The sequence below is a fragment of the Pseudomonas sp. MD330_10 genome (genome assembly GCF_042610415.1).
Taxonomy (GTDB): Bacteria; Pseudomonadota; Gammaproteobacteria; order Pseudomonadales; family Pseudomonadaceae; genus Aquipseudomonas; species Aquipseudomonas rhodesiae.
Genome location: NZ_JBHGZU010000001.1, coordinates 482,403 through 504,596, shown reverse-complemented (window position 1 = coordinate 504,596; position 22,194 = coordinate 482,403). Strand labels below are relative to the sequence as shown.

Here is a 22,194-nt window from a genome sequence, read left to right as displayed (position 1 = left end):
GCTATCGGGGGCAAGCCCCCTCCCACCTTTTGAATGCCTTTCAATGTGGGAGGTGGCTCGCCCCCGCTAGGACCTTCAGCCAAAACCCGAGTAATTACTGGCCCGCGACCTTCTCCGACTTACCGTCATAGCGCTTGCGCCATTCGGCCAGGATGCTGTCGCGGTTTTTCGAAGCCCAGGCAAAGTCATTCTTGATCAGGCGTTGTTCGTAGTCGGCCGGCAATTCGGTCTGCGGCTTGGCAATGCCCGGCTGGGCGAGGACTGCGAAGTTGTCCTTGTACAGCTCCATGGCTGCGGGGCTGGCGGAGAAGTCGGCGAGTTTTTTCGCCGCATCGGCATGGGCAGTGCCTTTCATCACGGCGGTGGCTTCGATGTCCCAGCCCAGGCCTTCCTTGGGCAGGATGATGTCCAGTGGCGCGCCCTGGCGTTTCAACTGCACCGCTGGGTATTCGAAGGAAATCCCGATCGGAAATTCACCGGAAGCCGCCAACTTGCAAGGCTTGGAACCGGAATGAACGTACTGGCCGATGTTCTGGTGCAGGTCATCCATGTACTGCCAGCCTTGCTTCTCGCCATAGGTCTGCAACCAGGCGCTCACATCCAGAAAGCCGGTGCCGGATGAGGCCGGGTTGGGCATCACGATCTTGCCTTTGTACTCAGGCTTGGTCAGATCTTGCCAGCTCACCGGCTTGGTCAGGCCCTGCTTCTCGGCTTCGACGGTGTTGAAGCAGATTGTCGCGGCCCACACGTCCATGCCGACCCACGCGGGCGGGTTGGCAGGGTCGCGGTAATTCTTGCCGATCTTGTCCAGGTCCTTCGGCGCGTAGTTGTCCAGCATGCCTTGCTGGTCGAGGATCGCCAGGCTCGATGCAGCCAGGCCCCACACGGCATCGGCTTGGGGGCGGTCTTTTTCGGCCAGCAGCTTGGCGGTGATGATCCCGGTGGAGTCGCGCACCCATTTGATTTCGATATCGGGGTTCGCCTGTTCGAAGGCCTTTTTATAGGTCTTCAACTGCTCGGCTTCGAGGGCCGTATACACGGTGAGATCAGTTTTGGCGAAGGCATTCAGGCTGAATGCGGTGAGTACGGCAGCGACCAGCGCCAGGGGCTTGAACATGAGGAACCTCCTTCAGGGTTGTTTATTGGCCGGGCGCGCTCTGGCGCCAGGCTTGGGAGCGACGCAGCGCGCCGCGCGATGCCCACGCCAGCAGCAACGAAACGCTGGCCGAGGTGAACAGGATCAGGGTGGACATGGCCGCCGCACCGCCCACGTTCCCGGCGTCGTCCATGTTCAACACGGCGACGGCGGCAAGGATGGTGTCGGGGCTGTAGAGGAAAATCGCGGCGGACACGGTAGTCATCGCCGACACGAACAGGTAGCGCACGATATCCAGCAAGGCCGGCAGGCAGATCGGCACCGTGACTTTCAGGTAATGGCGGTACAGCGGCGCCTTGAGGGACAGCGCGGCGGCTTCGAATTCCGCATCGAGCTGACGCAGCGCGGTCGTAGCGGTCATCTGCGCGGTGGTCAAATAGTGAGCAATGGTGCACACCACCAGCAGGGTCATGGTCCCGTAGAACACATGCAGCGGGTTGCCGTTGAGGTTGAAAAAGAACACGTAGCCTAGGCCCAGCACCAACCCCGGCACCGCCATCGGTACGAAGCTGAGCATGCGCAGCGCCAGATTGAGGTGTTTCTGGCCCTTGGTCTTTTCCATCAGATAGGCGCCGCTGAAGATCAGGACGCTGCCGATCACGGCCGTACATAGCGCCATGGTCAGGCTGTTGCGGTAGGCCAGCCAACCACCGCCGGCGGTGTCCTCGAACTGGTAATGAGCGAGGGACAGCGACAGGTTGTACGGCCAGAACTTCACCAGGGAGGAATACACCGCCATGCCGAATACCAGCAGCAGCACCGCGCAGATCAATAGAACGATGGCCAGGTAGCAACCGTCCCTCAAGCGCGACGGCGCCGGGCGGAAGACTTGGGCGCGGCCGCTCATGGCATCGCCGTGGCGACGGCGCAACCATGCGTCCACAGCGAAGCTGAACAGCGCCGGCAACAGCAACACCATGCCGATCAACGCACCGCGACCGAACTGCTGCTGACCGACCACCGCCTTGTAGGCTTCCAGCGCCAGCACCTGATAATCGCCGCCGACCACCACAGGCACGCCGAAATCGGTGATGGTCAGCGTGAACACCAGGCAGAACGCGGCAAACACCGCCTGGCGCGTGGCCGGCCAGGTGATGCTGCGAAACGCCCGCGCCGGGCTGGCCCCCATACTTGAGGCGGCATCGAACAGGCGCGCATCGGCCAGCGAGAGCGCCGACAGCAAAATCATCAGGGCGTGTGGGAAGGTGTAGATCACTTCACCGAGCACGATGCCCCAGAAGCCGTAGATATTTTCCGCGATCAACCCGCGCAACAGGCCTTGGTTGCCGAACAGGTACACCAGCGCAATGCCCGGCAACATCGACGGCGCCATCAGCGGCAACAGCGACAAGCCGCGCCAGATCGCTTTGCCGGGGATCAGCGTGCGTTGCAGCGCGTAGGCAAACAGGTAGGCCAGCGGTACGACGATGGCCGCCACGCTGAGAGAGACTTTCAGGCTATTGCCCAGCAACCAGTGGAAGTTGGCGCTGGTGAGCAGTTCCCGCGCCGCGACCAGGCCGCCACCCTGCCCGGCCTCGTTGCTGAAACCACGCCAGAAGATCGCCAGCAACGGCAGCAACACCGCGACACTCAGGAGGCTCAGCCAAAGCCATTTGCCCCCGACCACAAAAATGCGGTCGCCCCACTCGGCACGGGACACCTGACGCGTTGCAGGCAAGCTCATCACTGCGGCCATCTCAGGCAAACACCTGTAGGCTGCGCGGCGGCAAAGCCACCCAGATGTCCTGGGCACCCAGGCGCGGCATGGCTTCGGGGGCGAGTTCGGCCAGCAGCGGATGACCGGGCAGGTGCTCCAGTTCAAAACTCATGCGGCAGCGGTTGCCGAGAAAGGTGATCTCACGGACCTTGGCCGGGAAGAGGTTTTCTTCGTGCACGGGAGGGTTGACGCTGATCGCTTCCGGGCGGCAGAACAGCCGACCGGACTTGGCTCTACCGGCGTCATCGGCCAGGCGCATCGTCATCCCGCCGACCTGGGCATGGCTGATGCTGTTGCGGCTGAACGGCAACCAGTTGCCCTGGCCGACAAACTCCGCCACGAACGGCGTGGCCGGGTGGTCGTAGATTTCCTGCGGCGTAGCGTATTGCTCGACCTTACCGTTGTTCATCACGGCAATGCGGTCGGCCATCAACATGGCTTCGTCCTGGTTATGGGTCACCATCAAGGTGGTGATGCCCAGGCGCCGTTGCAGCTGACGCAGTTCGGTGCACAAGTGCTCGCGCACCCGGGCATCGAGGGCCGACATCGGCTCATCCAGCAGCAGCAACGACGGCGCCGGCGCGAGCGCGCGGGCCAGGGCGACCCGCTGCTGCTGGCCGCCGGAGAGTTGACCGGGGTACTTCTTTTCGCTGCCCACCAGGCCCACCAGCTCCAGCATCTGGCCGACACGCTGGCGCACTTCGTCGCGGCCGCTGCCGGTTAGGCCATAGCCGATATTCGCTTCGACGGTCAGGTTCGGAAACAGCGCGTAGGACTGAAACAGAATGCCGTAGTCCCGCGCCTGCGGCGGCAGCAGGGAAACGTCACGGCCGCCCAGGTAAAGTTCGCCATTGTCCTGGCGCTCCAAGCCGGCAATGCAGCGCAACAAGGTGGTCTTGCCGCAGCCGGACGGGCCCAGCAGGCACACCAGTTCGCCGGCGGCGACGTCCAGGGAGACGTTGTCCAGCGCGGTGAACGCACCGAAGCGCTTCTGGATACCGCGCACTTTCATGGGCGCGCCGGGTTGGGTCAGGGCTGTGTTCATGGTGGCACCTCATCAAACGGATGAAGGCCATGCTAGGCAGGCAATGCGTCGCTCTTGTGGCAGGAAGGCAAAACGCGGCGATAGTGGTATTCGCAGATTTGTGTAGGACTCTTCGAACTGAGTTGCTGGGGTATCGCCAATCGGGGGCAAGCCCCCTCCCACACTTAAAGGCATTCACAATTCAACATGTGGGAGGGGGCTTGCCCCCGATTGGTCCCCAAAGCCACTACAAGGCTTTAGATTGGCGACATTTCCTGGGCCAACCCCAAAAACGCCGCCGGCAGGCGAGCGCCTTTTCGTTCTTTGAGGCAGTACAGATACTCCGGAATCTGCGGCGCATGCTCAAGGGTCAGCACCTTGAGCTGCGGGTCATGGGGCACTTCCTGGCGGGCGATGATGCTGATGCCGATATTGCGCAACACCGCCTCGCGGATCGATTCACGGCTGCCGATTTCCAGCAGCGGCCCGTAGTTCACGCCAGCGCCGCGCAGCATGTCTTCGGTCAGGCGGCGTGTGGTGGAGCCGACCTCGCGCATCAACAGGGTGTGTCCGGCGAGCGCGCTCAACGGCACATGATCGAGTTTGGCCAGGGGATGGTTGCGATGCACCGCCAGCACCAGCGGGTCGGTGCCAAGGACGCGACGTATCAGCCGTGGGTCGTCGAGCAGCTGTGAGGACGCCGCCACATCGACGCGGTAGTCATCCAGCGCTTCGAGCACCTGCTGCGAGTTGCCGATTTCCACCGACACCTCCACTTGGGGTAGGCGCTCGCGAAAGGCTTTGACCAGATCCAGGATGTAGTACGGCGCCGTTGCGGCAATCCTGAGTGCGCCCTGGAACTGACCGTTGTTGCGCAGGAAAAACTCGATATCGGCTTCCTGCTGCAACAGCGTCTTGACCATCGGCAACAGCCGCGCGCCTTCGTCGCTGACGGTGAGGCGGCGCCCGCCGCGATAGAACAGCTCGACGCCGTATTGGCTTTCCAGGTTGCGGATCTGGGTGGTGACCGTGGGCTGGCTCAGGCCGAGCTTTTTCGCCGCCTGGGTAATGCTGCCCAGGCGGGCGACCATAAAAAACGCCTTCAGCTCGGCACTCAGCACACCACCCTCTCTTGTCTATTTGCGCAGCAGGCGCAGGCCATTGAACACCACCAGCAGGCTCACGCCCATGTCGGCAAACACCGCCATCCACATGGTGGCCATGCCCATGAACGTCACCGCGAGGAAGATCGCCTTGATCACCAACGCCAGGGCGATGTTCTGCTTGAGGATACTCGACGTTTGCCGCGACAACCGAATGAATGCCGGAATCTTGCGCAGATCATCGTCCATCAACGCCACGTCGGCGGTCTCGATGGCGGTGTCGGTGCCGGCGGCGGCCATGGCAAAGCCGATTTCGGCGCGAGCCAGGGCCGGAGCGTCGTTGATGCCGTCGCCGACCATGCCCACCCGACGGCCTTGGGTGTAGAGGGTTTCGATGGCGTGGAGTTTGTCGGTGGGCAGCAAATCGCCCTGGGCTTGATCGATACCTACCTGCGCCGCAATCGCCTGGGCGGTGTGGGTGTTGTCGCCGGTGAGCATCAGGGTCTTGATGCCCAATTCATGCAACTGCTGGATGGCTTCTCGGCTGCTGTCCTTGACGGTGTCGGCCACGGCAAACAGCGCCAGCGGGCCGGATTTGTCCAGTAGGAGCACGACCGACTTGCCTTGTTTCTCCAGGGCGAAGAGTTTCTCTTCCAGCGCTGGCGAGCACAGGCCCAGGTCCTCCACCAGGCGGTGATTGCCCAGGTGATAGGTTTCGCCGTTGATATCGCCTCGCACGCCGCGCCCGGCCAGGGCCTCGAAGTTATCCACAGTATGGGTCGGCAGGTTTTTATCCACAGCTGCGTTGGCGATTGCCAGGGACACGGGGTGGTCGGAACGCCCCGCCAGGCTGGCGGCGAGGGCCGGCGCGCTGTCTTCGACAGTGGGGAACAGCGCGAGGTAGTCGGTTTGCACGGGTTTGCCGTGGGTGATTGTGCCGGTCTTGTCGAGGGCCAGGTAATCGAGCTTGTAACCGCCCTCCAGGTACACGCCGCCCTTGATCAGGATGCCTTTGCGCGCCGCAGCGGCCAGGCCGCTGACAATGGTCACCGGCGTGGAAATCACCAGCGCACAGGGGCACGCGACCACCAACAGCACCAGCGCGCGGTAGATCCAGTCGAACCAGGCGCCGGCCATGAACAGCGGTGGAATCACTGCCACGCCGAGTGCGAACAGGAACACAGCCGGGGTGTAGATCTTGGAAAAACTGTCCACAAAGCGCTGGGTCGGAGCCCGCGCGCCCTGGGCTTGTTCCACCGCGTGGATGATCCGCGCCAGGGTGGAGTTGTTGGCCGCCGCCGTCACGCTGTATTCCAGGGAACCGGCCTGATTGATGGTGCCGGCGAAGACTTTATCGCCCACCGTCTTCTCAATCGGCAGGCTTTCACCGGTAATGGGCGCCTGATCGACAGTGGATTGACCCGCGGTCACCTCACCGTCCAGGCCGATGCGCTCACCGGGCTTTACCCGCACCACAGCGCCCAGTTCGATGCTTTTAACCTCTTGTTCAACCCAACTGCCGTCAGGCTGCCGCACGGTGGCCTGTTCCGGGGTCATCTGCATCAAACCGCTGATGGCATTGCGCGCGCGGTCCAGGGACTTGGCTTCGATCAGCTCGGCCACGGTAAACAGGAACATCACCATCGCCGCTTCCGGCCATTGGCCGATAAGAATCGCGCCGGTGACCGCGATACTCATCAGCGCGTTGATGTTCAGATTGAGGTTTTTCAGGGCGATCCAGCCCTTTTTATAGGTGCCAAGGCCGCCGCTGAGGATCGACACCAGCGCCACCAAGGCAATCACCCAGGTCGGCGCGGCATTGGTGAAGTGCAGGACTTCGGCGCCTAACGCCCCAAGACCCGACACGGCCAGCGGCCACCAATGTTTCTTGGCCGGGGGAGTAGCTGCGGGCGCGCCCTCTTCGATGGGGTCGGCTTGCATGCCGATGGATTTGATCGCATCGATAATCGGCGCAGTACTCGGCAGGTCATGGGTGACGCCGAGAATGCGATTGATCAGGTTGAATTCCAGCTGTTGCACGCCAGCGAGCTTGCCCAGCTTGTTCTGGATCAGCGTCTGCTCGGTGGGGCAGTCCATGGCTTCGATACGGAAGGTGCTCAGGCGCGAACCGGCGGTGGGTGCTTCGCTCAGTGTCACCACCGCAGGCGCGGGGCCACCGGAACAGCAGGAGCCGCCGTGGCCGTGATTGTGTACGGGCGTGAGTTTTTCAGTGCCATGATCGTGGGTGTGATCATGTTTATGCGGGGTGTGGTGGGAATCGCTCATGCTGTGGCGTCCGTAAGAGTGCTTGTTGCCAAGTAAAGACCCTGTAGCCACTATAGGGTCAAGCACCCATTTGGAGATTGCTGCGATGAAGATCGGCGAACTGGCCAAACTCACCGACTGCCCGGTGGAGACCATCCGTTACTACGAGAAGGAAGGCCTGCTGCCCCCCCCGGCGCGCACCGATGCCAACTACCGCGTGTACACCCAGGCGCACAGCGAACGGCTGGTGTTTATCCGCAACTGCCGCAGCCTGGACATGACCCTTGAGGAAATCCGCAGCCTGCTCAGCCTGCGCGACAGCCCTCAGGACCAGTGCGAAAGCGTCAATGCGTTGATCGACGAGCATATCCAGCATGTAAAGACGCGCATCGACGGGCTGCTGGCCTTGCAGGAACAATTGCTGGACCTGCGCCAACGCTGTGGGGGCGGGGATCACTGCGGGATTTTGCAGCGGTTGGAGGTCAACGGCGGAGTGCTGGCGAGCGAGGCCGAGCCCTCACACGTAGGCAGGAGCCACGGGCATTGACTCATGCGAACACTGTTCAAATGTGGATGGGGGCTTGCCCTGGATGCGGTATTTCAGCTGACCTACCGCAATCGGGGGCAAGCCCTCTCCCACTTCGGACAGCGTCAGGCTCTAGCCCCCTCCCATATTGGACAGCGTCAGGCTCTAGATAGCCACATCGGCCTTGATGCTCGGATCGGCGTCGTAACCCACGATCTCGAAGTCTTCGAACTTGTAGTCGTAGATCGACGCAGGTTTACGCTTGATCACCAATTCCGGCAGCTTCTTAGGCGTGCGCGCCAGCTGGGTCTGGATCTGTTCCATATGGTTGCTGTAAGCGTGGGTGTCGCCGGTGGTAACGATGATCTCGTGGGGGATCAGGTCGCACTGTTGAGCCAGCATATGGGTCAGCAACGCCAGGGCGGCGGTGTTGTATGGCAGGCCGAGGAACACGTCGGAGCTGCGGATATACAACTGCATCGACAGGTGACCGTCATGCACGAACGCCTGATACAGCAGATGGCACGGCGGCAGGGCTTGCTTGCCGTTGCGCGCGTTTTCCTGGGGGCTCTTGGTTTCGTCGGGCAGGTACTCGACGTTCCAGCCGTGGAACAGGATGCGACGGCTGTTGGGGTTGGTCTTAAGGGTGTGAACCATATAGTCGATCTGATTGATCGTGCCGCCGTCCTTGGTCGGCCAGGCGGTCCATTGCTCGCCGTAGACCGGGCCCAGGTCGCCGTCTTCGGTGGCCCATTCGTCCCAGATGCGCACGCCGTTTTCATTGAGCCATTTGATGTTGGTGTTGCCGCTCAACATCCAGATCAACTCGTTGGCGATGCTTTTGAAGTGCAGCTTCTTGGTGGTCAGCAGCGGGAAGCCGTCGGCCAGGTTATGCCGATACTGGCGAGCGAACACGGCCTTGGTGCCGGTGCCGGTGCGGTCGCCCTTGGTCAGGCCATTGGTCACGACGTCGTGCAGCAGTTCGAGATATTGCTTCATGTGGATACCCGTTTCGTTGAAGCCTGGGCCCAGCGCGGCTGGGCCCAGGCGTTCGAATTTAAAGCGCGGTGTTCTTCAGCGGCTGCGGGCGATTGTACGCCCACCACAGCAGGCCCAGGCCGACCAGGATCATCGGCAGGCTGAGGATCTGGCCCATGGTCAGCCAGCCCCACGCCAGGTAACCCAGCTGCGCATCCGGCACCCGTACGAATTCGACGATAAACCGGAAGATCCCGTAGAACAGCGCGAACATGCCGGACACGGCCATGGTCGGGCGCGGTTTGCGCGAGAAGATATACAGAATCAGAAACAGTGCCACACCTTCCAAGGCGAACTGGTACAGCTGCGACGGATGGCGCGGTAACTGGGCCGGGTCGCTGAACGGCGGGAATACCATGGCCCACGGCACGTCGGTCGGCTTGCCCCACAACTCGGCGTTGATAAAGTTACCGATGCGCCCGGCGCCCAGGCCGATCGGCACCAGCGGCGCGACAAAGTCCATCAATTGGAAGAACGACTTGCCGTTGCGCCGACCGAACCACCAGGCCGCGATCATCACGCCGATAAAGCCGCCGTGGAACGCCATGCCGCCCTTCCACACTTCGAAAATCAGCATCGGGTTGGCGATATACGCCGACAAATCGTAAAACAGCACATACCCCAGGCGTCCGCCGACGATCACCCCCATCGACAACCAGAACACCATGTCGGAGAGTTTCTCCTTGGTCCAGGTTGGGTCGAAACGGTTCAGGCGCCGAGACGCCAGCAACCACGCGCCGCCGATGCCGATCAGGTACATCAACCCGTACCAGTGGATTTTCAGCGGACCGATGGCCAGGGCCACCGGGTCGATCTGCGGGTAAGGCAGCATTGCGACTCCTCGTTAAATCATTCGTTATGGCGTCCGGACCATGCCCGGGCGCGATTAAGCCTTCGTTACAGCAAAAAATTCAAACCGACGCACAATAGCAATCCGGCAAACAGCCGCTTGAGCAGGCGGGGCGACAGCCGGTGCGCCAGGCGTGCACCGAAGCGCGCGAACACCATGCTGGTCAGGGCAATGCCCAGCAGGGCCGGCAAATACACGAACCCCAGACTATGAGCGGGCAACAGCGGATCCTGCCAGCCCAGAATCATGAAACTTAATGCACTGGCCAGCGCAATCGGCAGGCCGCAGGCCGACGACGTCGCCACTGCCTGCTGCATCGGCACGCTGCGCCAGGTCAGGAATGGCACGGTCAGCGAGCCGCCGCCAATCCCGAAAATCGCCGAGGCCCAGCCGATCACGGTGCCGGCCAGGGTCAGACCGACCTTGCCCGGCACCGTTCGACTGGCCTTCGGCTTGACGTCCAGGCCCAGTTGCAGCGCCACCAGCAGGGCAAATACGCCGATGATCTTCTGCAAGTGCGGCCCGGAAATCGCTTCGGCGGTCAGCGCGCCAAAACCGGCGCCGATCAGGATGCCGACGGTCATCCACACAAAGATCGGCCAGCGCACCGCGCCACGCCGATGGTGCTCGCGCACGGCATTGACCGAGGTAAAGATGATAGTCGCCAGGGACGTTCCCACCGCCAAGTGCGTCAGTACCTGCGGGTCGAAGCCCTGCAAGGTGAAGCTGAACACCAGCACCGGCACGATGATGATCCCGCCGCCCACACCGAACAGCCCGGCGAGCACGCCCGCACAGGCGCCAAGCACCAGATACAGCAGAAATTCCATGGGAGCCCCCGAAACAAGTCCGGCATGTTAACGGATGGAAGGCATGCGACCCAACTGGAGACGATGGAACGCTTCTGCTTGAGTGAGTAGAGTGGCAAAAAACACAAAAGGGATCGCCTGATGTGCTTGATCGTTTTCGCCTGGCGGCCGGGTCATGCCCAGCCGCTGATCGTCGCGGCCAACCGTGATGAGTTCTACGCCCGCCCTACGCTGCCGCTGGCCCAGTGGCCGGATGCGCCTCACGTGTATGCCGGCCGCGATCAGGAAGCCGGCGGCACCTGGCTGGGAGTGAGTGCCGATGGGCGGTTTGCGGCACTGACCAATATCCGCGATCCGCACCAGCCGCCGGCGCGTAAGTCCCGCGGCGAGCTGGTGGCGCGGTTTCTCAGTGGTTCGCTGCCGATTGACGAGTATTTAGCCGAAGTAAATGGCCGATCCATCGAATATGCCGGCTTCAACCTGCTGGTGGGGACGCGGGAAGAGATGTGGCATTACAACGCCAATCACACCGAGCCTGCCCGGTTGGAGGCGGGAGTGTATGGGTTGTCCAATGCCGGGTTGGATACGCCGTGGCCGAAGCTGCTCAAGGCCAAGGCAGCGTTAAGCCAGGCGCTGGATGATCCGCACCCGCATACCTTGCTGGCGTTGTTGAGTGATCCGCAGACCGCGCCGTTCGCCGAGTTGCCGGATACCGGCGTGGGGCTGGCGACTGAAAGCCTGTTGTCGAGCGTGTTTATCGCCAGCCCTACTTATGGGACCCGAGCCAGCACAGCATTGATCGTGAATGCCGACGGCACACGGTGGATGGTGGAGCGTAGTTTCGGGCCCAAGGGCGGGCGGCTGGGCGAAGTGGAGATCAACCTCTAGCCACACCACAACGCCGATGTGGGAGGGAGCAAGCCCCTCTCACAATTCTGATCGGTGTCAGCGTTATAGGGTTTTCGCCGAAGCCGGATTGATCATCCGCGTCAGCCCCAGGTTTTTCAGGGCCAATTGCAGCGAGCTGTGGATAACTTGCGGGTTGTCGATGGTCATCACCTCCGCCAGCAGATCCTTGGCCATGCTCAGGTTGACCTGGCGCAGCAGCCACTTCACTTTCGGCAGGTTGGTGGCGTTCATCGACAAGCTGTCAAAACCCATCGCCATCAACAGCACTGCCGCTGCCGGGTCGCCGGCCATTTCGCCGCAGATACTCACTGGTTTGCCTTCGGCATGGGCGTCGCGAACCACATGCTGCAAGGCTTGCAGCACGGCCGGGTGCAGGTAGTCGTACAGGTCGGCAACCCGAGGGTTGTTGCGGTCCACGGCCAGCAAGTACTGAGTCAGATCGTTGGAGCCTACCGACAGGAAGTCCACCTGCCGCGCCAGCTCCTTGGCTTGATACACCGCTGCCGGGATTTCGATCATCACGCCAATCGGCGGCATCGGTACGTCGGCGCCTTCGTCGCGCACTTCACCCCAGGCCCGGTGGATCAGGTGCAACGCTTCTTCCAGCTCGTGGGTGCCGGAGATCATCGGCAACAGAATACGCAGGTTGTTCAGGCCCTCGCTGGCCTTGAGCATGGCGCGGGTCTGCACCAGGAAAATCTCGGGATGGTCGAGGGTCACGCGAATACCGCGCCAGCCGAGGAACGGGTTGTCTTCCTTGATCGGGAAGTACGACAACGACTTGTCGCCGCCGATATCCAGGCTGCGCATGGTCACCGGCAACGGGTGGAACGCCGCCAACTGCTCACGATAGATCGCCAGCTGTTCCTTCTCGCTCGGGAAACGCTGGTTGATCATGAACGGCACTTCGGTGCGGTACAGCCCCACGCCTTCGGCGCCTCGCTGTTGCGCGCGGGCCACGTCGGCCAGCAAGCCCGTGTTGACCAGCAGCGGCACGCGGTGGCCGTCGAGTGTCACACACGGCAACTCGCGCAGGGAATCGAGGCCCAACGCCAGTTGCTTCTCTTCTTCCACCACCTCGGCATATTGCTTGCGCAGCACTTCGCTGGGGTTGGTAAAGACTTCGCCGCGATGGCCGTCGACGATCATGTCGATGCCGTCGACTTTGGAATACGGCAGGTCCACCAGGCCCATCACCGTCGGAATGCCCATGGCGCGGGCCAGGATCGCGACGTGGGAGTTACCCGAACCGAGTACCGACACCAGGCCCACCAGTTTGCCTTCCGGTACTTCGCCAAGCATGGTGGCGGTCAGTTCTTCACTGATCAGGATGGTGTTGTCGGGGTAGACCAGATTGGTGCTGCGATCTTCCTGCAAGTAGGCCAGCAGACGGCGACCGAGGTCACGCACATCCGAGGCGCGCTCGCGCAGGTAGGCGTCGTCCATCATTTCAAAACGGTTGACGTGATCGCTGACCACCTGACGCAACGCGCCCTGGGCCCACTGGCCGGTCTTGATCACGGTCTTGACTTCGTTCCCGAGGGACGCGTCGTCAAGCATCATCTGGTACACCTCGAACAGCGCCCGCTCTTCGGGGCGCAATTGGGTGGCCAGTTTGTTCGAGAGGTTGCGCATGTCGGCGCGCACGCCTTCGAGGGCGGTCTTGAACAGTTTGATTTCGGCGTCGATGTCGGTGATGGTTTTGTCCGGCACCACATCGAGGTCGGCCGGCGGCAGCATGACCACCGCCGTACCCACAGCAGCACCTGGCGAACCCGGCACGCCGACGAACTTGGCTTCCTGAATACCCTTGCCCTGACGGCCCAGGCCACGGATGGAACCGGTGGCCTCGGCGTGGGCGATAACCCCGGCCAATTGCGCGCTCATGGTCACGAGGAAGGCTTCTTCACCTTCGTCGAACTGGCGGCGTTCTTTCTGTTGAATGACCAGCACGCCGACAACGCGGCGGTGGTGAATGATGGGTGCGCCGAGAAATGAGGCGTAGCGCTCTTCGCCGGTTTCGGCAAAGTAGCGATAACGCGGGTGATCGGCCGCATGTTCAAGGTTCAGGGGTTCTTCACGCGTCCCCACCAAGCCAACCAGACCTTCATTGGGCGCCATGCTGACCTTGCCGATGGAGCGCTTGTTCAAGCCCTCGGTGGCCATCAGCACAAAACGGTTGGTCTCGGGGTCCAGCAGGTAAACCGAGCAGACCTGGCTGCCCATGGCTTCCTTGACGCGCAACACAATAATCCCCAACGCCGCCTTGAGATCCTTGGCGGAGTTAACTTCCTGGACGATCTTGCGCAGCGTATTGAGCATGGCTCGGGGTCGAACTCCGTCGTCAGTCGCGCGCTAAAAGGCGCGGGGCAAGCTCTTTGAGAGCGCGACGATAAACTTCGCGCTTGAATGTCACCACCTGGCCCAGCGGGTACCAATAACTGACCCAACGCCAGCCATCGAACTCCGGTTTACCGGTCAAATCCATCCGCACCCGCTGCTCATTGGAGATCAGGCGCAGGAGAAACCATTTCTGCTTCTGGCCGATGCACAGCGGTTGGCTGTGGGTACGCACCAGGCGTTGCGGCAAACGATAGCGCAACCAGCCACGGGTACAGGCCAGAATTTGCACATCTTCGCGCTCAAGGCCGACTTCTTCGTTCAACTCACGGTACAAGGCGTCTTCAGGGGTTTCGTCGGGGTTGATTCCGCCCTGAGGAAACTGCCAGGCATCTTGGTTGATTCGGCGAGCCCATAGCACCTGTCCGGCATCATTCGTAAGAATAATCCCGACATTTGGACGGAAACCATCGGGGTCGATCACGGCAACAACCTCGCAAACGCATGTCGCCGCATTGTTCCACAAAGCTTGCGCAAGCGGCAACGAGGCTTCTTAGCTTATGTGCACTCTTGTGAAAAGACCGTATTCTGGACGCCTTTTTACAGACATTTCAGCGAGTAACTGCAATGCGCCTGGCTTTATTCGACTTGGACAACACCCTTCTCGGCGGTGACAGCGACCACGCCTGGGGCGATTACCTGTGTGAACGCGGGATTCTCGACCCGGTGGCCTACAAGGCTCGCAACGACGAGTTCTACCAGGATTACCTGGCCGGCCAACTGGACAACGCCGCTTACCTGAACTTCTGCCTGGAAATCCTCGGCCGCACCGAGATGGCCCAGCTGGACGCCTGGCATAACGACTACATGCGCGACTGCATTGAACCGATCATGCTGCCACGCGCCTCCGAACTGCTGGCCAAGCACCGCGACGCCGGCGATAAGCTGGTGATCATCACCGCCACCAACCGTTTCGTCACGGCGCCGATTGCCGCACGCCTGGGCGTGGACACCCTGATCGCCACTGAATGCGAGATGGAAAACGGCCGCTATACCGGACGCAGCACGGATGTGCCGTGTTTCCGTGAAGGCAAGGTGACGCGCTTGAATCGTTGGCTGGAAGAGACCGGGCATAGCCTGGAAGACAGTTACTTCTATAGCGACTCGATGAACGACTTGCCGATGTTGGAGCAGGTGGCGAACCCGGTGGCGGTCGACCCGGACCCGAATTTGCGCGCCGAAGCCGAGAAGCGGGGTTGGCCGGTGATTACCCTGCGTAGCTGATAGCGCTATCGGGGCAAGCCCCCTCCCACAAGGACTCAGTTAAATATGGGAGGGGGCTTGCCCCCGATACAGGCGACACGATCCAACGGGTTAAACCGGCTTGGCCCCCATCAACCCGGCAATCGCCACAAACCCCACCAGGCTGACCACCGCTAGCACCAAAGTGAAATTCAGGCTACCGCCCTCGCCCTTGCGCAACCGGTTGAGCCGCGCCACCAGCCAGAACCAGGCCAGCGCCGCCACGGTGTAGAGCAGGCTGGAGCCCAGAATCCAGGTCTGCCCCAACGGCCAGCCCACCAGGTGCACCAGCCACCAGCCGGTAAATGGCATGCTGAGCAGGCAAACCCCCATCAGCAACCATACGAACGCCCAAGGGCGCTGCACGACCACCGCCGGACCGGCGCTGCGTTTGCGCCAGGCCAACAGCGCCAGGCCCAGGCCGCAGAGCAACAACACCGCAGTGGCCGCAATGTGGATAACTTTGAGGGTGATCAGGGTTTGCATGTGTCGTATTCCTTAAAGGCCGCCCCAATCAGCGTAGTCGCTCAACCGAGGAACAGTTTGTAGGCCGGGTTATCGCTTTCGTCCCAGTACGGGTAACCGATTTCCGCCAGGGCCGCCGGTACCAGGTGACGTTCGTTCGCCGGCACTTGCAGGCCGGCCACCACACGGCCATCCGCCGCGCCGTGGTTGCGATAGTGAAACATTGAGATGTTCCAGCGCCCGCCCAATTTGTTAAGAAAGTTGAACAAGGCCCCCGGCCGCTCCGGAAACTCGAAGCGCAACACCACTTCATCGCTCACCTTGGCCGCATGCCCACCGACCATATGGCGGATGTGCAACTTGGCCAATTCGTTCTCGGTCAGGTCCAGCACCGGAAAACCCTGCTGGGTGAGGCTGGCGATCAAGGCGCTGCGCGGGTCGCTTTCCGGATGCGTCTGCACACCGACGAAAATGTGCGCTTCGCTGCCGGTGTGATAGCGGTAGTTGAACTCGGTAATCTGGCGTTTGCCCACGGCCTCGCAGAACGCCTTGAAGCTGCCAGGCTTCTCGGGAATGGTCACGGCGATGATCGCTTCGCGGCCTTCACCCAGCTCGGCGCGCTCGGCCACATGGCGCAGGCGGTCGAAGTTGACGTTAGCGCCGGAATCGATAGCCACCAGGGTTTGCCCGCTGACGCCTCGGGTTTCCACGTATTTCTTGATGCCCGCTACGCCCAATGCCCCCGCCGGCTCGGTGATGGAGCGGGTGTCGTCGTAGATGTCCTTGATCGCCGCGCAGATTTCGTCGGTGCTGACGGTGATCACTTCATCCACGTAGTCCTTGCAGATATCGAACGTGTGCTGACCGATCTGCGCCACCGCCACACCATCGGCAAACAGGCCCACGGTCGGCAGCACCACGCGCTCGCCCGCTGCCATCGCGGCTTGCAGGCAGTTGGAGTCATCCGGCTCGACGCCGATGATCTTGATTTCCGGGCGCAGGTATTTCACGTATGCCGCAATACCCGCGATCAGGCCACCGCCGCCCACCGGTACGAAGATTGCGTCCAGCGGCCCTGGGTGCTGGCGCAGAATCTCCATCGCCACGGTGCCCTGCCCGGCAATGGTGTGCGGATCGTCGTAGGGGTGAATGTAGACGTAGCCTTTTTCATCGACCAGCTTGAGCGAATAGGCCAGGGCTTCCGGGAACGAATCGCCGTGCAGCACCACTTTGCCGCCACGGGAGCGCACGCCTTCGACCTTGATCTCGGGGGTGGTCTTGGGCATCACGATAGTGGCCTTGACCCCCAGCACCTTGGCCGCAAGGGCCAGACCCTGGGCATGGTTGCCCGCCGAGGCGGTGACCACACCGCGCGCACGTTCTTCGGCGCTCAGTTGGGTCAGCTTGTTGTAGGCGCCGCGAATCTTGAACGAGAACACCGGCTGCAAGTCTTCCCGCTTGAGCCAGACCTTGTTGCCCAAGCGCTCGGAGAGCTGGCGGGCGGTCTGCAACGGGGTTTCTACGGCAACGTCGTAGACGCGCGAGGTGAGGATCTTTTTGACGTACTGTTCAAGCATCGGAAAGCATCACTGGGCGGGTTGGGCAGGGCCAAGGAGTCTAACCCGGCTTTTAGCCGTACGACCACACGAATCCCGAGGTTTTGTTGGGGTATACTCGCCGCCCTCGTTAACTCCCCGCCCGTTCCGGAGCCCGCATGACCCAGGATCAACTCAAACAGGCAGTGGCCCAGGCCGCCGTCGATTTAATCCTTCCCAAACTCGACGACAAGAGCATCGTCGGCGTCGGCACCGGCTCCACCGCCAACTGCTTTATCGATGCACTGGCCCAGCATAAGGGCGCGTTCGACGGCGCCGTGGCCAGCTCCGAAGCCACCGCCGCGCGCCTCAAGGGCCACGGCATTCCGGTGTATGAGCTCAACACCGTGAGCGACCTGGAGTTCTATGTCGACGGCGCCGATGAAAGCGACGAACACCTGCACCTGATCAAAGGCGGCGGCGCAGCCCTGACCCGCGAGAAGATCGTCGCGGCCGTGGCCAAGACCTTCATCTGCATCGCCGATGCCAGCAAACTGGTGCCGGTACTCGGTACATTCCCACTGCCGGTGGAAGTCATCCCAATGGCCCGCAGCCACGTAGCCCGGGAATTGGTGAAGCTGGGCGGCGACCCGGTGTACCGCGAAGGCGTGCTGACCGACAACGGCAACATCATCCTCGATGTGTTCAACATGCAGATCACCAACCCGGTCGAGCTGGAAACCCGGATCAACGCCATCGTCGGCGTGGTCACCAATGGCTTGTTCGCCGCGCGGCCGGCGGATGTGTTGCTGCTGGGCACGCCTGAAGGCGTGAAAACCCTCAAGGCTTAAGCACAGGTTGACTGTGGGACGGAGCCAGCCTCCTCCCATAGCCCTGTTCATGTAACAAAAACGCTACCTTTCGCAGCACCCCTCTCCAAAATCGTGCGCCAAATCACGACATTCAATGCCGTCGCTGGTATCAAATCCGTTACAACTTACAACCACGCGACCCCGCCGTTTAACAATGCGCCAATTCACAATCGCCCAGGGAATGAGGCGCACATTGTGCAAAGGGTCTCGGCTCAACCACTCCGTCACTTCAAGGAAGACCCTGTGATAAAGCCCCTCGCCTTCGCGATCGGCGCGACCTGCGCCCTGGTATCCCTGCAAGCCTCAGCCTACGAATACGGCGAGCACGCCAACACCACCCTGGAAAAGCTGATCAACGATTACCCCGGCCGGTATCGTGGCACGGCCAATTTCGCCGGCGCGGCCGACTGGATGCAAAGCCAGATGGGCACGGCCTACACCATCAGCCGTCAGGACTTCACCTGGAACAACGGCAGCCGCGCCTCGCAGAACGTAGTGGCCTACGCCGCCGGCACTCGGCCGCAGTACGTGGTAATTGGCGCGCATTTCGACACTTACTTTGGCCGCCCTACCCTGCAAGGCCTGGATGACAACGGTTCCGGCGCCAGTGTGCTGACCGAAGTGGCGAAGAACCTGGGCGGTCTGCAGCTGGAAAACGGCCTGCAGGTTGTCGGTTTCGGCGCGGAAGAAGAAGGCTTGCGCGGCTCCCGGGCGTTCGTCGACTCGCTGAGCGCCAGCCAGCGCGCGAATATGCTGGCGATGATCAACCTCGACAGTCTGATCACCGGCGACATGATGTACGCCCACGCCGGCCAGAACAGCACCGCCAACCCCGCACTGGCGGCATTGCGCGAGCACACCTTCCAGATCGCCAAGGAATTGAATATTCCTTTGTTCACCAACCCCGGACTCGACCCGCAATACCCCACAGGCACCGGTTGCTGCAGCGACGGCGAAGCATTCGAAGCGCTGAACATACCAATCCTATATATAGAGGCCACTAACTGGGAACTGGGCGACCTGGACGGCTATACCCAGACCAATAACCCGAAAATCCCCGGCGGCTCGACCTGGCACGACCCCGCTGAAGACAACAAAGCGGTACTCACTGATGCCTTCGGCCAGGCGCGCATTGACCAGCGTCTGCGCGACTATTCGCGCCTGCTCAGCCGCTTGGTGCTGGAGCTGACCAACGCTGACCTGCTGGCCTCAACCGCTTCCGGCGGCGCCGTCGCGCGCAATATGCAGGACAACTTGCAGCGCCAGCACCAGGCGATGGTGCGCCTGCACGATCGCCGCTGGCTGACCTTGCAATCGGCCAGCCGCGAGGTCGGCAGCTTTGACGGCGAGATTGGCGTGGACGGTGAATACAACCCCGACAGTGGCTTCGACACGGCGCCCAACCCAGAGGCCCGGCGCGTGGGCCTGCACGCCCTGGGCGATTACCAACTCAGCGCGAGCCTGAACATCGGCGCCAGCCTCAGTTACCTCAACGGCCGCGACAAACTGGAGCACCGCGGCAAACTCGACAGCGACACCTGGCAAGCTGCCGCCTATGCGCTGCTTAACGATGGCGGGCCGAGCTGGCTGGCCGGCGACCTGAGCATCGGCCACAGCCGCTTCGATAGCCGGCGCAACCTGCTGATCCAGGCCAATGGTGGGCCGATCCTGCTCAATCAACAGCTGACCGGCAGCACTGACGCATTGACGCTCGGCGCGCGGGTGCTGGGCGGCTACGACTTTGACCTCGGCGCAATCAAGAGCGGCCCGTTCGCCGGCCTGGACTACAGCCACTCACGCATCGATAAATTCCACGAGAAACAAAACCTGCGCACCGCCCTTGAATACGAGGAACAATCCTTCGACTCCCTGGAAGCCAGCCTTGGTTGGCGAGTACGCGGTACCGTCGCACTGCCTCATGGCCTAAGCCTGATGCCCTACGGCGACATTGCTTGGGTTGAGGAATTGGCCGACGGTCGCCTGGACGATCTGCAATTGACCGCCCGCGCCGATGGCCAGGCGCGTACCGCGCGGCTCGGCGCTGTGGATAAGCATTTTGGTCGCGCCCAACTGGGCAGCCAGTTGGCGATTACCCCACAGCTGGGGGTGTATGCCGAGGTCAATAGCCGCCTGGGCCATAGCGAAGGCAGCCAGACCGGCTATTCACTGGGTGTGCAATGGATGTTCTGATCAGGGCTTTTTGAACACGTAGAACAGGTTCGGCTCGCTGACCAGGTACAGCGCGCCATCGTCATCCATGGCAATGCCTTCAGCCTGGGGCACGCGTTTTTTCAAACCATGGCGTCCGTTGAGCAGAGACAGACTGCTCAACGGACGACCGTCGATGTCCAACTCCAGCACCAGAAACGACTCATCCGACAACGCCAGTAAATGACCGCTGCGCTCGTCGTATTGCAGGCTCGACAGGTCGCGCACAAACAACCCGGCGTCACGCTTGGGGTTGTTGATCACATGCACCGAGTAGGTTTTTTCCGGTTTGAAATGAGGAAAGCCGTGCACCTCGTAGATCAGCATCGGATCGCGCTCCTTGGCGACGAACAGACGTTTGCCTACCGAGTCATAGGCCAGGCCCTCAAAGCCCTTGTTGCCGCCGACATGCACGCCCAAGGTCATTTGTTCGGCGTCCGCAGCGTCGAGGAACTCGGTGTCATCGTCCACATGTACTTTGATCAGCCGTTGCTGGCGCTCATCGCTGATGACGTAAATGTTCTCGCTGATGAACTCCACGGCCTCGGCATCGCCAAACCCGATCAGGGGAATACGCCGCAGGATCTTGCCCTCCAGGGACAGCTCGATCAGCTCGGCGTTTTTATTGGTCACGGTAAACAGGCTTTTGCGGATCGGATCATAGGTGAGGGCCGACACGTCATCATCCAACCCCTCAATCACCTGCGCCTCCAGCACCACGCGGTAATCCGCCAGGCCAATGGATTGCTCATTGGTGGGCTGGCGCCACGCCTGCCAGTTGAACCAGGCGCGCTCAAAGAGACGGAAGTACTGCGCAACAGCGACGGCGCTGATCACGATGACCAGCGCAATCATCAAAAGAATAGGTTTAGGGCGGGCAAGTCGACGCATTGGGCGAGCTCAAAGTCAAAAAGTGGCGAATAAATATCACGCCGGTCTGAATTTAAACTTAAACGCGCCCCACTGTCTGACGAATGCCGTTGAAAGAGAAATATCCGACGTATTTCGCCAGCTATTTCTGCTTTTCGAAACGATAGAACAGGTTCGGCTCGCTCACCACGTACAGGTTGCCGTCCTCGTCCATGGTCACCCCTTCGGCTCGCGGAATCGTGTCCTTGAGGCCGTTGAAGCCACCGAGCAAGGTCATGAAGCTCACCTGCTCGCCCTTTTCATCCAGCTCCAGCAATAAGTGAGAATCGGCCGATAACGCCAGCATGTGGCCCGTGCGCGGATCGATGGCCAGAGCCGAGAGATTGCGCATGTCCAACTCTTTGCTAGCCAGCTTTTGTTTATCGCCAGTCAGGGTCTGGCTGCCGTCGCTTTTCCAGGTGAACAATGCCGGTGGACGCTCTTCACCGAGCACCAGTTGCTGAGTGCGTTTGTCCCAGGTTACGGCCTCAAACGCTTTGTTCTGGTCTATGGAGGGGCCCAGGTCGTAACTGGTAAAGTCGGCTTTGTTCAACTGCTGGGTCGTGGCATCGACCTTGACGATGGTCAGCGTGTGTTGACGTTCATCGACCACCGCCATCAGGCCGTTTTCCAGCATCGTGACGCCCTCCGGGTTGCTCCAGCCGTTGAGCGGCATCTTGCGCAGCACGTCGCCTTGCAGGTTCAGCTCCACAAGAAAGGCGTTTTTGCCCATGACAGAAAACAGGGTTTTGGTCTGTGGGTTATAGGTGAGGTCCGACGCTTCGTCTTTTTCCATGCCCGGCAGCACCTTGGCATCGATCACCGCCTGATAGTCCGGCAGCCAGACACTTTCCTTGCGCTCGGCAGGGCTTTCAAATCGCTCCAGCACCCACAGCACACCGCGATCGTCCCAATGCATCGCCCACGCCACGCCATACACCACCGCCCCAACCAGAAACAGCCAGGAATACCAGCGCAGGGCGAAGCGGGAGCGGGGCTTGGATGTTGCAGAGGGCAGAGGCACGGCCATTGAGCGCTTTTCCGAGGAGTGAGTAGGGAATTAGCACAGGATCAATGGGCTCGCGTGCTGGGGTCTGAAGATTATCCGGATCGCGTGTGAAAAAAATGCAAACGTCGCTTAGTGAGACATGCTCAGACCGAACGCA

General features: G+C 61.4%; 19 protein-coding genes. 5 read left to right on the top strand and 14 right to left on the bottom strand.

Annotation, left to right across the window (positions count from 1 at the left end; all coding sequences use genetic code 11):
- Positions 1–94 precede the first annotated feature (94 nt).
- The 5 genes from ACFZPT_RS02325 to ACFZPT_RS02305 form a co-directional block, all read right to left on the bottom strand.
- Complete coding sequence (locus tag ACFZPT_RS02325) at positions 95–1,117, bottom strand: putative 2-aminoethylphosphonate ABC transporter substrate-binding protein (RefSeq protein WP_034101316.1); 1,023 nt, start codon at positions 1,115–1,117, stop codon at positions 95–97.
- A 22-nt stretch (positions 1,118–1,139) separates the two neighbouring features.
- A complete protein-coding gene (locus ACFZPT_RS02320) occupies positions 1,140–2,852 on the bottom strand; it encodes a putative 2-aminoethylphosphonate ABC transporter permease subunit (RefSeq protein WP_034115376.1) in 1,713 nt (570 codons plus the stop codon).
- Between the two features lies 1 nt (position 2,853).
- Entirely contained in the window at positions 2,854–3,918 is a 1,065-nt protein-coding gene (locus ACFZPT_RS02315; RefSeq protein ID WP_034115377.1) for a putative 2-aminoethylphosphonate ABC transporter ATP-binding protein, read from the bottom strand.
- 236 nt (positions 3,919–4,154) lie between these two features.
- Entirely contained in the window at positions 4,155–5,018 is an 864-nt protein-coding gene (locus tag ACFZPT_RS02310) for a LysR family transcriptional regulator (RefSeq protein WP_034115396.1), read from the bottom strand.
- Positions 5,019–5,033: 15 nt separating this feature from the next.
- Positions 5,034–7,286, bottom strand: a complete 2,253-nt coding sequence (locus ACFZPT_RS02305) for a heavy metal translocating P-type ATPase (RefSeq protein ID WP_034115397.1) — start codon at positions 7,284–7,286, stop codon at positions 5,034–5,036.
- A gap of 85 nt (positions 7,287–7,371) precedes the next feature.
- Between ACFZPT_RS02305 and cadR the strand changes: the two genes are divergently transcribed.
- A complete protein-coding gene (cadR, locus tag ACFZPT_RS02300; RefSeq protein ID WP_034101321.1) occupies positions 7,372–7,812 on the top strand; it encodes a Cd(II)/Pb(II)-responsive transcriptional regulator in 441 nt (146 codons plus the stop codon).
- Between the two features lie 144 nt (positions 7,813–7,956).
- On the opposite strand, the gene ACFZPT_RS02295 is transcribed toward cadR, so the two are convergent.
- The 3 genes from ACFZPT_RS02295 to ACFZPT_RS02285 form a co-directional block, all read right to left on the bottom strand.
- On the bottom strand, positions 7,957–8,790 hold the full coding sequence (locus ACFZPT_RS02295) for a thymidylate synthase (RefSeq protein ID WP_034101322.1): 834 nt from the start codon (positions 8,788–8,790) through the stop codon (positions 7,957–7,959).
- A gap of 58 nt (positions 8,791–8,848) precedes the next feature.
- Positions 8,849–9,661 (bottom strand): prolipoprotein diacylglyceryl transferase, encoded by an 813-nt coding sequence (gene lgt / locus ACFZPT_RS02290; protein ID WP_034101323.1) that lies wholly within the window; start codon positions 9,659–9,661, stop codon positions 8,849–8,851.
- 65 nt (positions 9,662–9,726) lie between these two features.
- Entirely contained in the window at positions 9,727–10,509 is a 783-nt protein-coding gene (locus tag ACFZPT_RS02285) for a sulfite exporter TauE/SafE family protein (protein WP_034115398.1), read from the bottom strand.
- A gap of 120 nt (positions 10,510–10,629) precedes the next feature.
- Here ACFZPT_RS02285 and ACFZPT_RS02280 point away from each other — a divergent pair, with 120 nt between their 5' ends.
- Positions 10,630–11,376 (top strand): NRDE family protein, encoded by a 747-nt coding sequence (locus ACFZPT_RS02280; protein ID WP_034101325.1) that lies wholly within the window; start codon positions 10,630–10,632, stop codon positions 11,374–11,376.
- Positions 11,377–11,439: 63 nt separating this feature from the next.
- Here the strand turns inward: ACFZPT_RS02280 and ptsP are convergent, their stop codons facing one another.
- Together ptsP and ACFZPT_RS02270 are read right to left on the bottom strand one after the other, a co-directional pair.
- On the bottom strand, positions 11,440–13,719 hold the full coding sequence (ptsP, locus tag ACFZPT_RS02275) for a phosphoenolpyruvate--protein phosphotransferase (RefSeq protein ID WP_034101326.1): 2,280 nt from the start codon (positions 13,717–13,719) through the stop codon (positions 11,440–11,442).
- Between the two features lie 22 nt (positions 13,720–13,741).
- Positions 13,742–14,221 carry an RNA pyrophosphohydrolase gene (locus tag ACFZPT_RS02270; RefSeq protein WP_003176750.1) on the bottom strand — a complete coding sequence of 160 codons (480 nt, stop codon included), beginning with the start codon at positions 14,219–14,221 and terminating at the stop codon, positions 13,742–13,744.
- A gap of 143 nt (positions 14,222–14,364) precedes the next feature.
- On the opposite strand from ACFZPT_RS02270, the gene ACFZPT_RS02265 reads away from it, so the two are divergent.
- A complete protein-coding gene (locus ACFZPT_RS02265) occupies positions 14,365–15,021 on the top strand; it encodes an HAD family phosphatase (protein WP_034115399.1) in 657 nt (218 codons plus the stop codon).
- A gap of 90 nt (positions 15,022–15,111) precedes the next feature.
- On the opposite strand, the gene ACFZPT_RS02260 is transcribed toward ACFZPT_RS02265, so the two are convergent.
- Positions 15,112–15,525, bottom strand: coding sequence for a DUF2269 family protein (locus tag ACFZPT_RS02260; RefSeq protein WP_034101329.1), 414 nt, complete (start codon positions 15,523–15,525; stop codon positions 15,112–15,114).
- 41 nt (positions 15,526–15,566) lie between these two features.
- Entirely contained in the window at positions 15,567–17,081 is a 1,515-nt protein-coding gene (gene ilvA / locus ACFZPT_RS02255) for a threonine ammonia-lyase, biosynthetic (RefSeq protein ID WP_034101330.1), read from the bottom strand.
- 137 nt (positions 17,082–17,218) lie between these two features.
- Between ilvA and rpiA the strand changes: the two genes are divergently transcribed.
- On the top strand, positions 17,219–17,890 hold the full coding sequence (gene rpiA, locus ACFZPT_RS02250) for a ribose-5-phosphate isomerase RpiA (protein WP_034101332.1): 672 nt from the start codon (positions 17,219–17,221) through the stop codon (positions 17,888–17,890).
- A gap of 264 nt (positions 17,891–18,154) precedes the next feature.
- Positions 18,155–20,101 carry an autotransporter domain-containing protein gene (locus ACFZPT_RS02245; protein ID WP_034115400.1) on the top strand — a complete coding sequence of 649 codons (1,947 nt, stop codon included), beginning with the start codon at positions 18,155–18,157 and terminating at the stop codon, positions 20,099–20,101.
- On the opposite strand, the gene ACFZPT_RS02240 is transcribed toward ACFZPT_RS02245, so the two are convergent.
- Both ACFZPT_RS02240 and ACFZPT_RS02235 read right to left on the bottom strand, forming a co-directional pair.
- On the bottom strand, positions 20,102–21,010 hold the full coding sequence (locus ACFZPT_RS02240) for an SdiA-regulated domain-containing protein (protein WP_034101335.1): 909 nt from the start codon (positions 21,008–21,010) through the stop codon (positions 20,102–20,104).
- 121 nt (positions 21,011–21,131) lie between these two features.
- The gene (locus tag ACFZPT_RS02235; RefSeq protein ID WP_034115401.1) at positions 21,132–22,058 is read right to left on the bottom strand and encodes an SdiA-regulated domain-containing protein; all 927 of its coding nucleotides are present in this window, start codon (positions 22,056–22,058) and stop codon (positions 21,132–21,134) included.
- Positions 22,059–22,194: the final 136 nt, after the last annotated feature.

Excerpts from the sequence above, each read along its gene's own strand:
- ACFZPT_RS02305 (WP_034115397.1), bottom strand. The coding sequence starts at position 7,286 with ATGAGCGATTCCCACCACACCCCGCATAAACATGATCACACCCACGAT.
- ACFZPT_RS02235 (WP_034115401.1), bottom strand. The coding sequence starts at position 22,058 with ATGGCCGTGCCTCTGCCCTCTGCAACATCCAAGCCCCGCTCCCGCTTC.
- rpiA (WP_034101332.1), top strand. The coding sequence starts at position 17,219 with ATGACCCAGGATCAACTCAAACAGGCAGTGGCCCAGGCCGCCGTCGAT.
- lgt (WP_034101323.1), bottom strand. The coding sequence starts at position 9,661 with ATGCTGCCTTACCCGCAGATCGACCCGGTGGCCCTGGCCATCGGTCCG.
- ilvA (WP_034101330.1), bottom strand. The coding sequence starts at position 17,081 with ATGCTTGAACAGTACGTCAAAAAGATCCTCACCTCGCGCGTCTACGAC.
- ACFZPT_RS02325 (WP_034101316.1), bottom strand. The coding sequence starts at position 1,117 with ATGTTCAAGCCCCTGGCGCTGGTCGCTGCCGTACTCACCGCATTCAGC.
- ptsP (WP_034101326.1), bottom strand. The coding sequence starts at position 13,719 with ATGCTCAATACGCTGCGCAAGATCGTCCAGGAAGTTAACTCCGCCAAG.
- ACFZPT_RS02295 (WP_034101322.1), bottom strand. The coding sequence starts at position 8,790 with ATGAAGCAATATCTCGAACTGCTGCACGACGTCGTGACCAATGGCCTG.
- ACFZPT_RS02260 (WP_034101329.1), bottom strand. The coding sequence starts at position 15,525 with ATGCAAACCCTGATCACCCTCAAAGTTATCCACATTGCGGCCACTGCG.
- ACFZPT_RS02265 (WP_034115399.1), top strand. The coding sequence starts at position 14,365 with ATGCGCCTGGCTTTATTCGACTTGGACAACACCCTTCTCGGCGGTGAC.
- ACFZPT_RS02315 (WP_034115377.1), bottom strand. The coding sequence starts at position 3,918 with ATGAACACAGCCCTGACCCAACCCGGCGCGCCCATGAAAGTGCGCGGT.
- ACFZPT_RS02320 (WP_034115376.1), bottom strand. The coding sequence starts at position 2,852 with ATGGCCGCAGTGATGAGCTTGCCTGCAACGCGTCAGGTGTCCCGTGCC.
- ACFZPT_RS02280 (WP_034101325.1), top strand. The coding sequence starts at position 10,630 with ATGTGCTTGATCGTTTTCGCCTGGCGGCCGGGTCATGCCCAGCCGCTG.
- cadR (WP_034101321.1), top strand. The coding sequence starts at position 7,372 with ATGAAGATCGGCGAACTGGCCAAACTCACCGACTGCCCGGTGGAGACC.
- ACFZPT_RS02285 (WP_034115398.1), bottom strand. The coding sequence starts at position 10,509 with ATGGAATTTCTGCTGTATCTGGTGCTTGGCGCCTGTGCGGGCGTGCTC.
- ACFZPT_RS02240 (WP_034101335.1), bottom strand. The coding sequence starts at position 21,010 with ATGCGTCGACTTGCCCGCCCTAAACCTATTCTTTTGATGATTGCGCTG.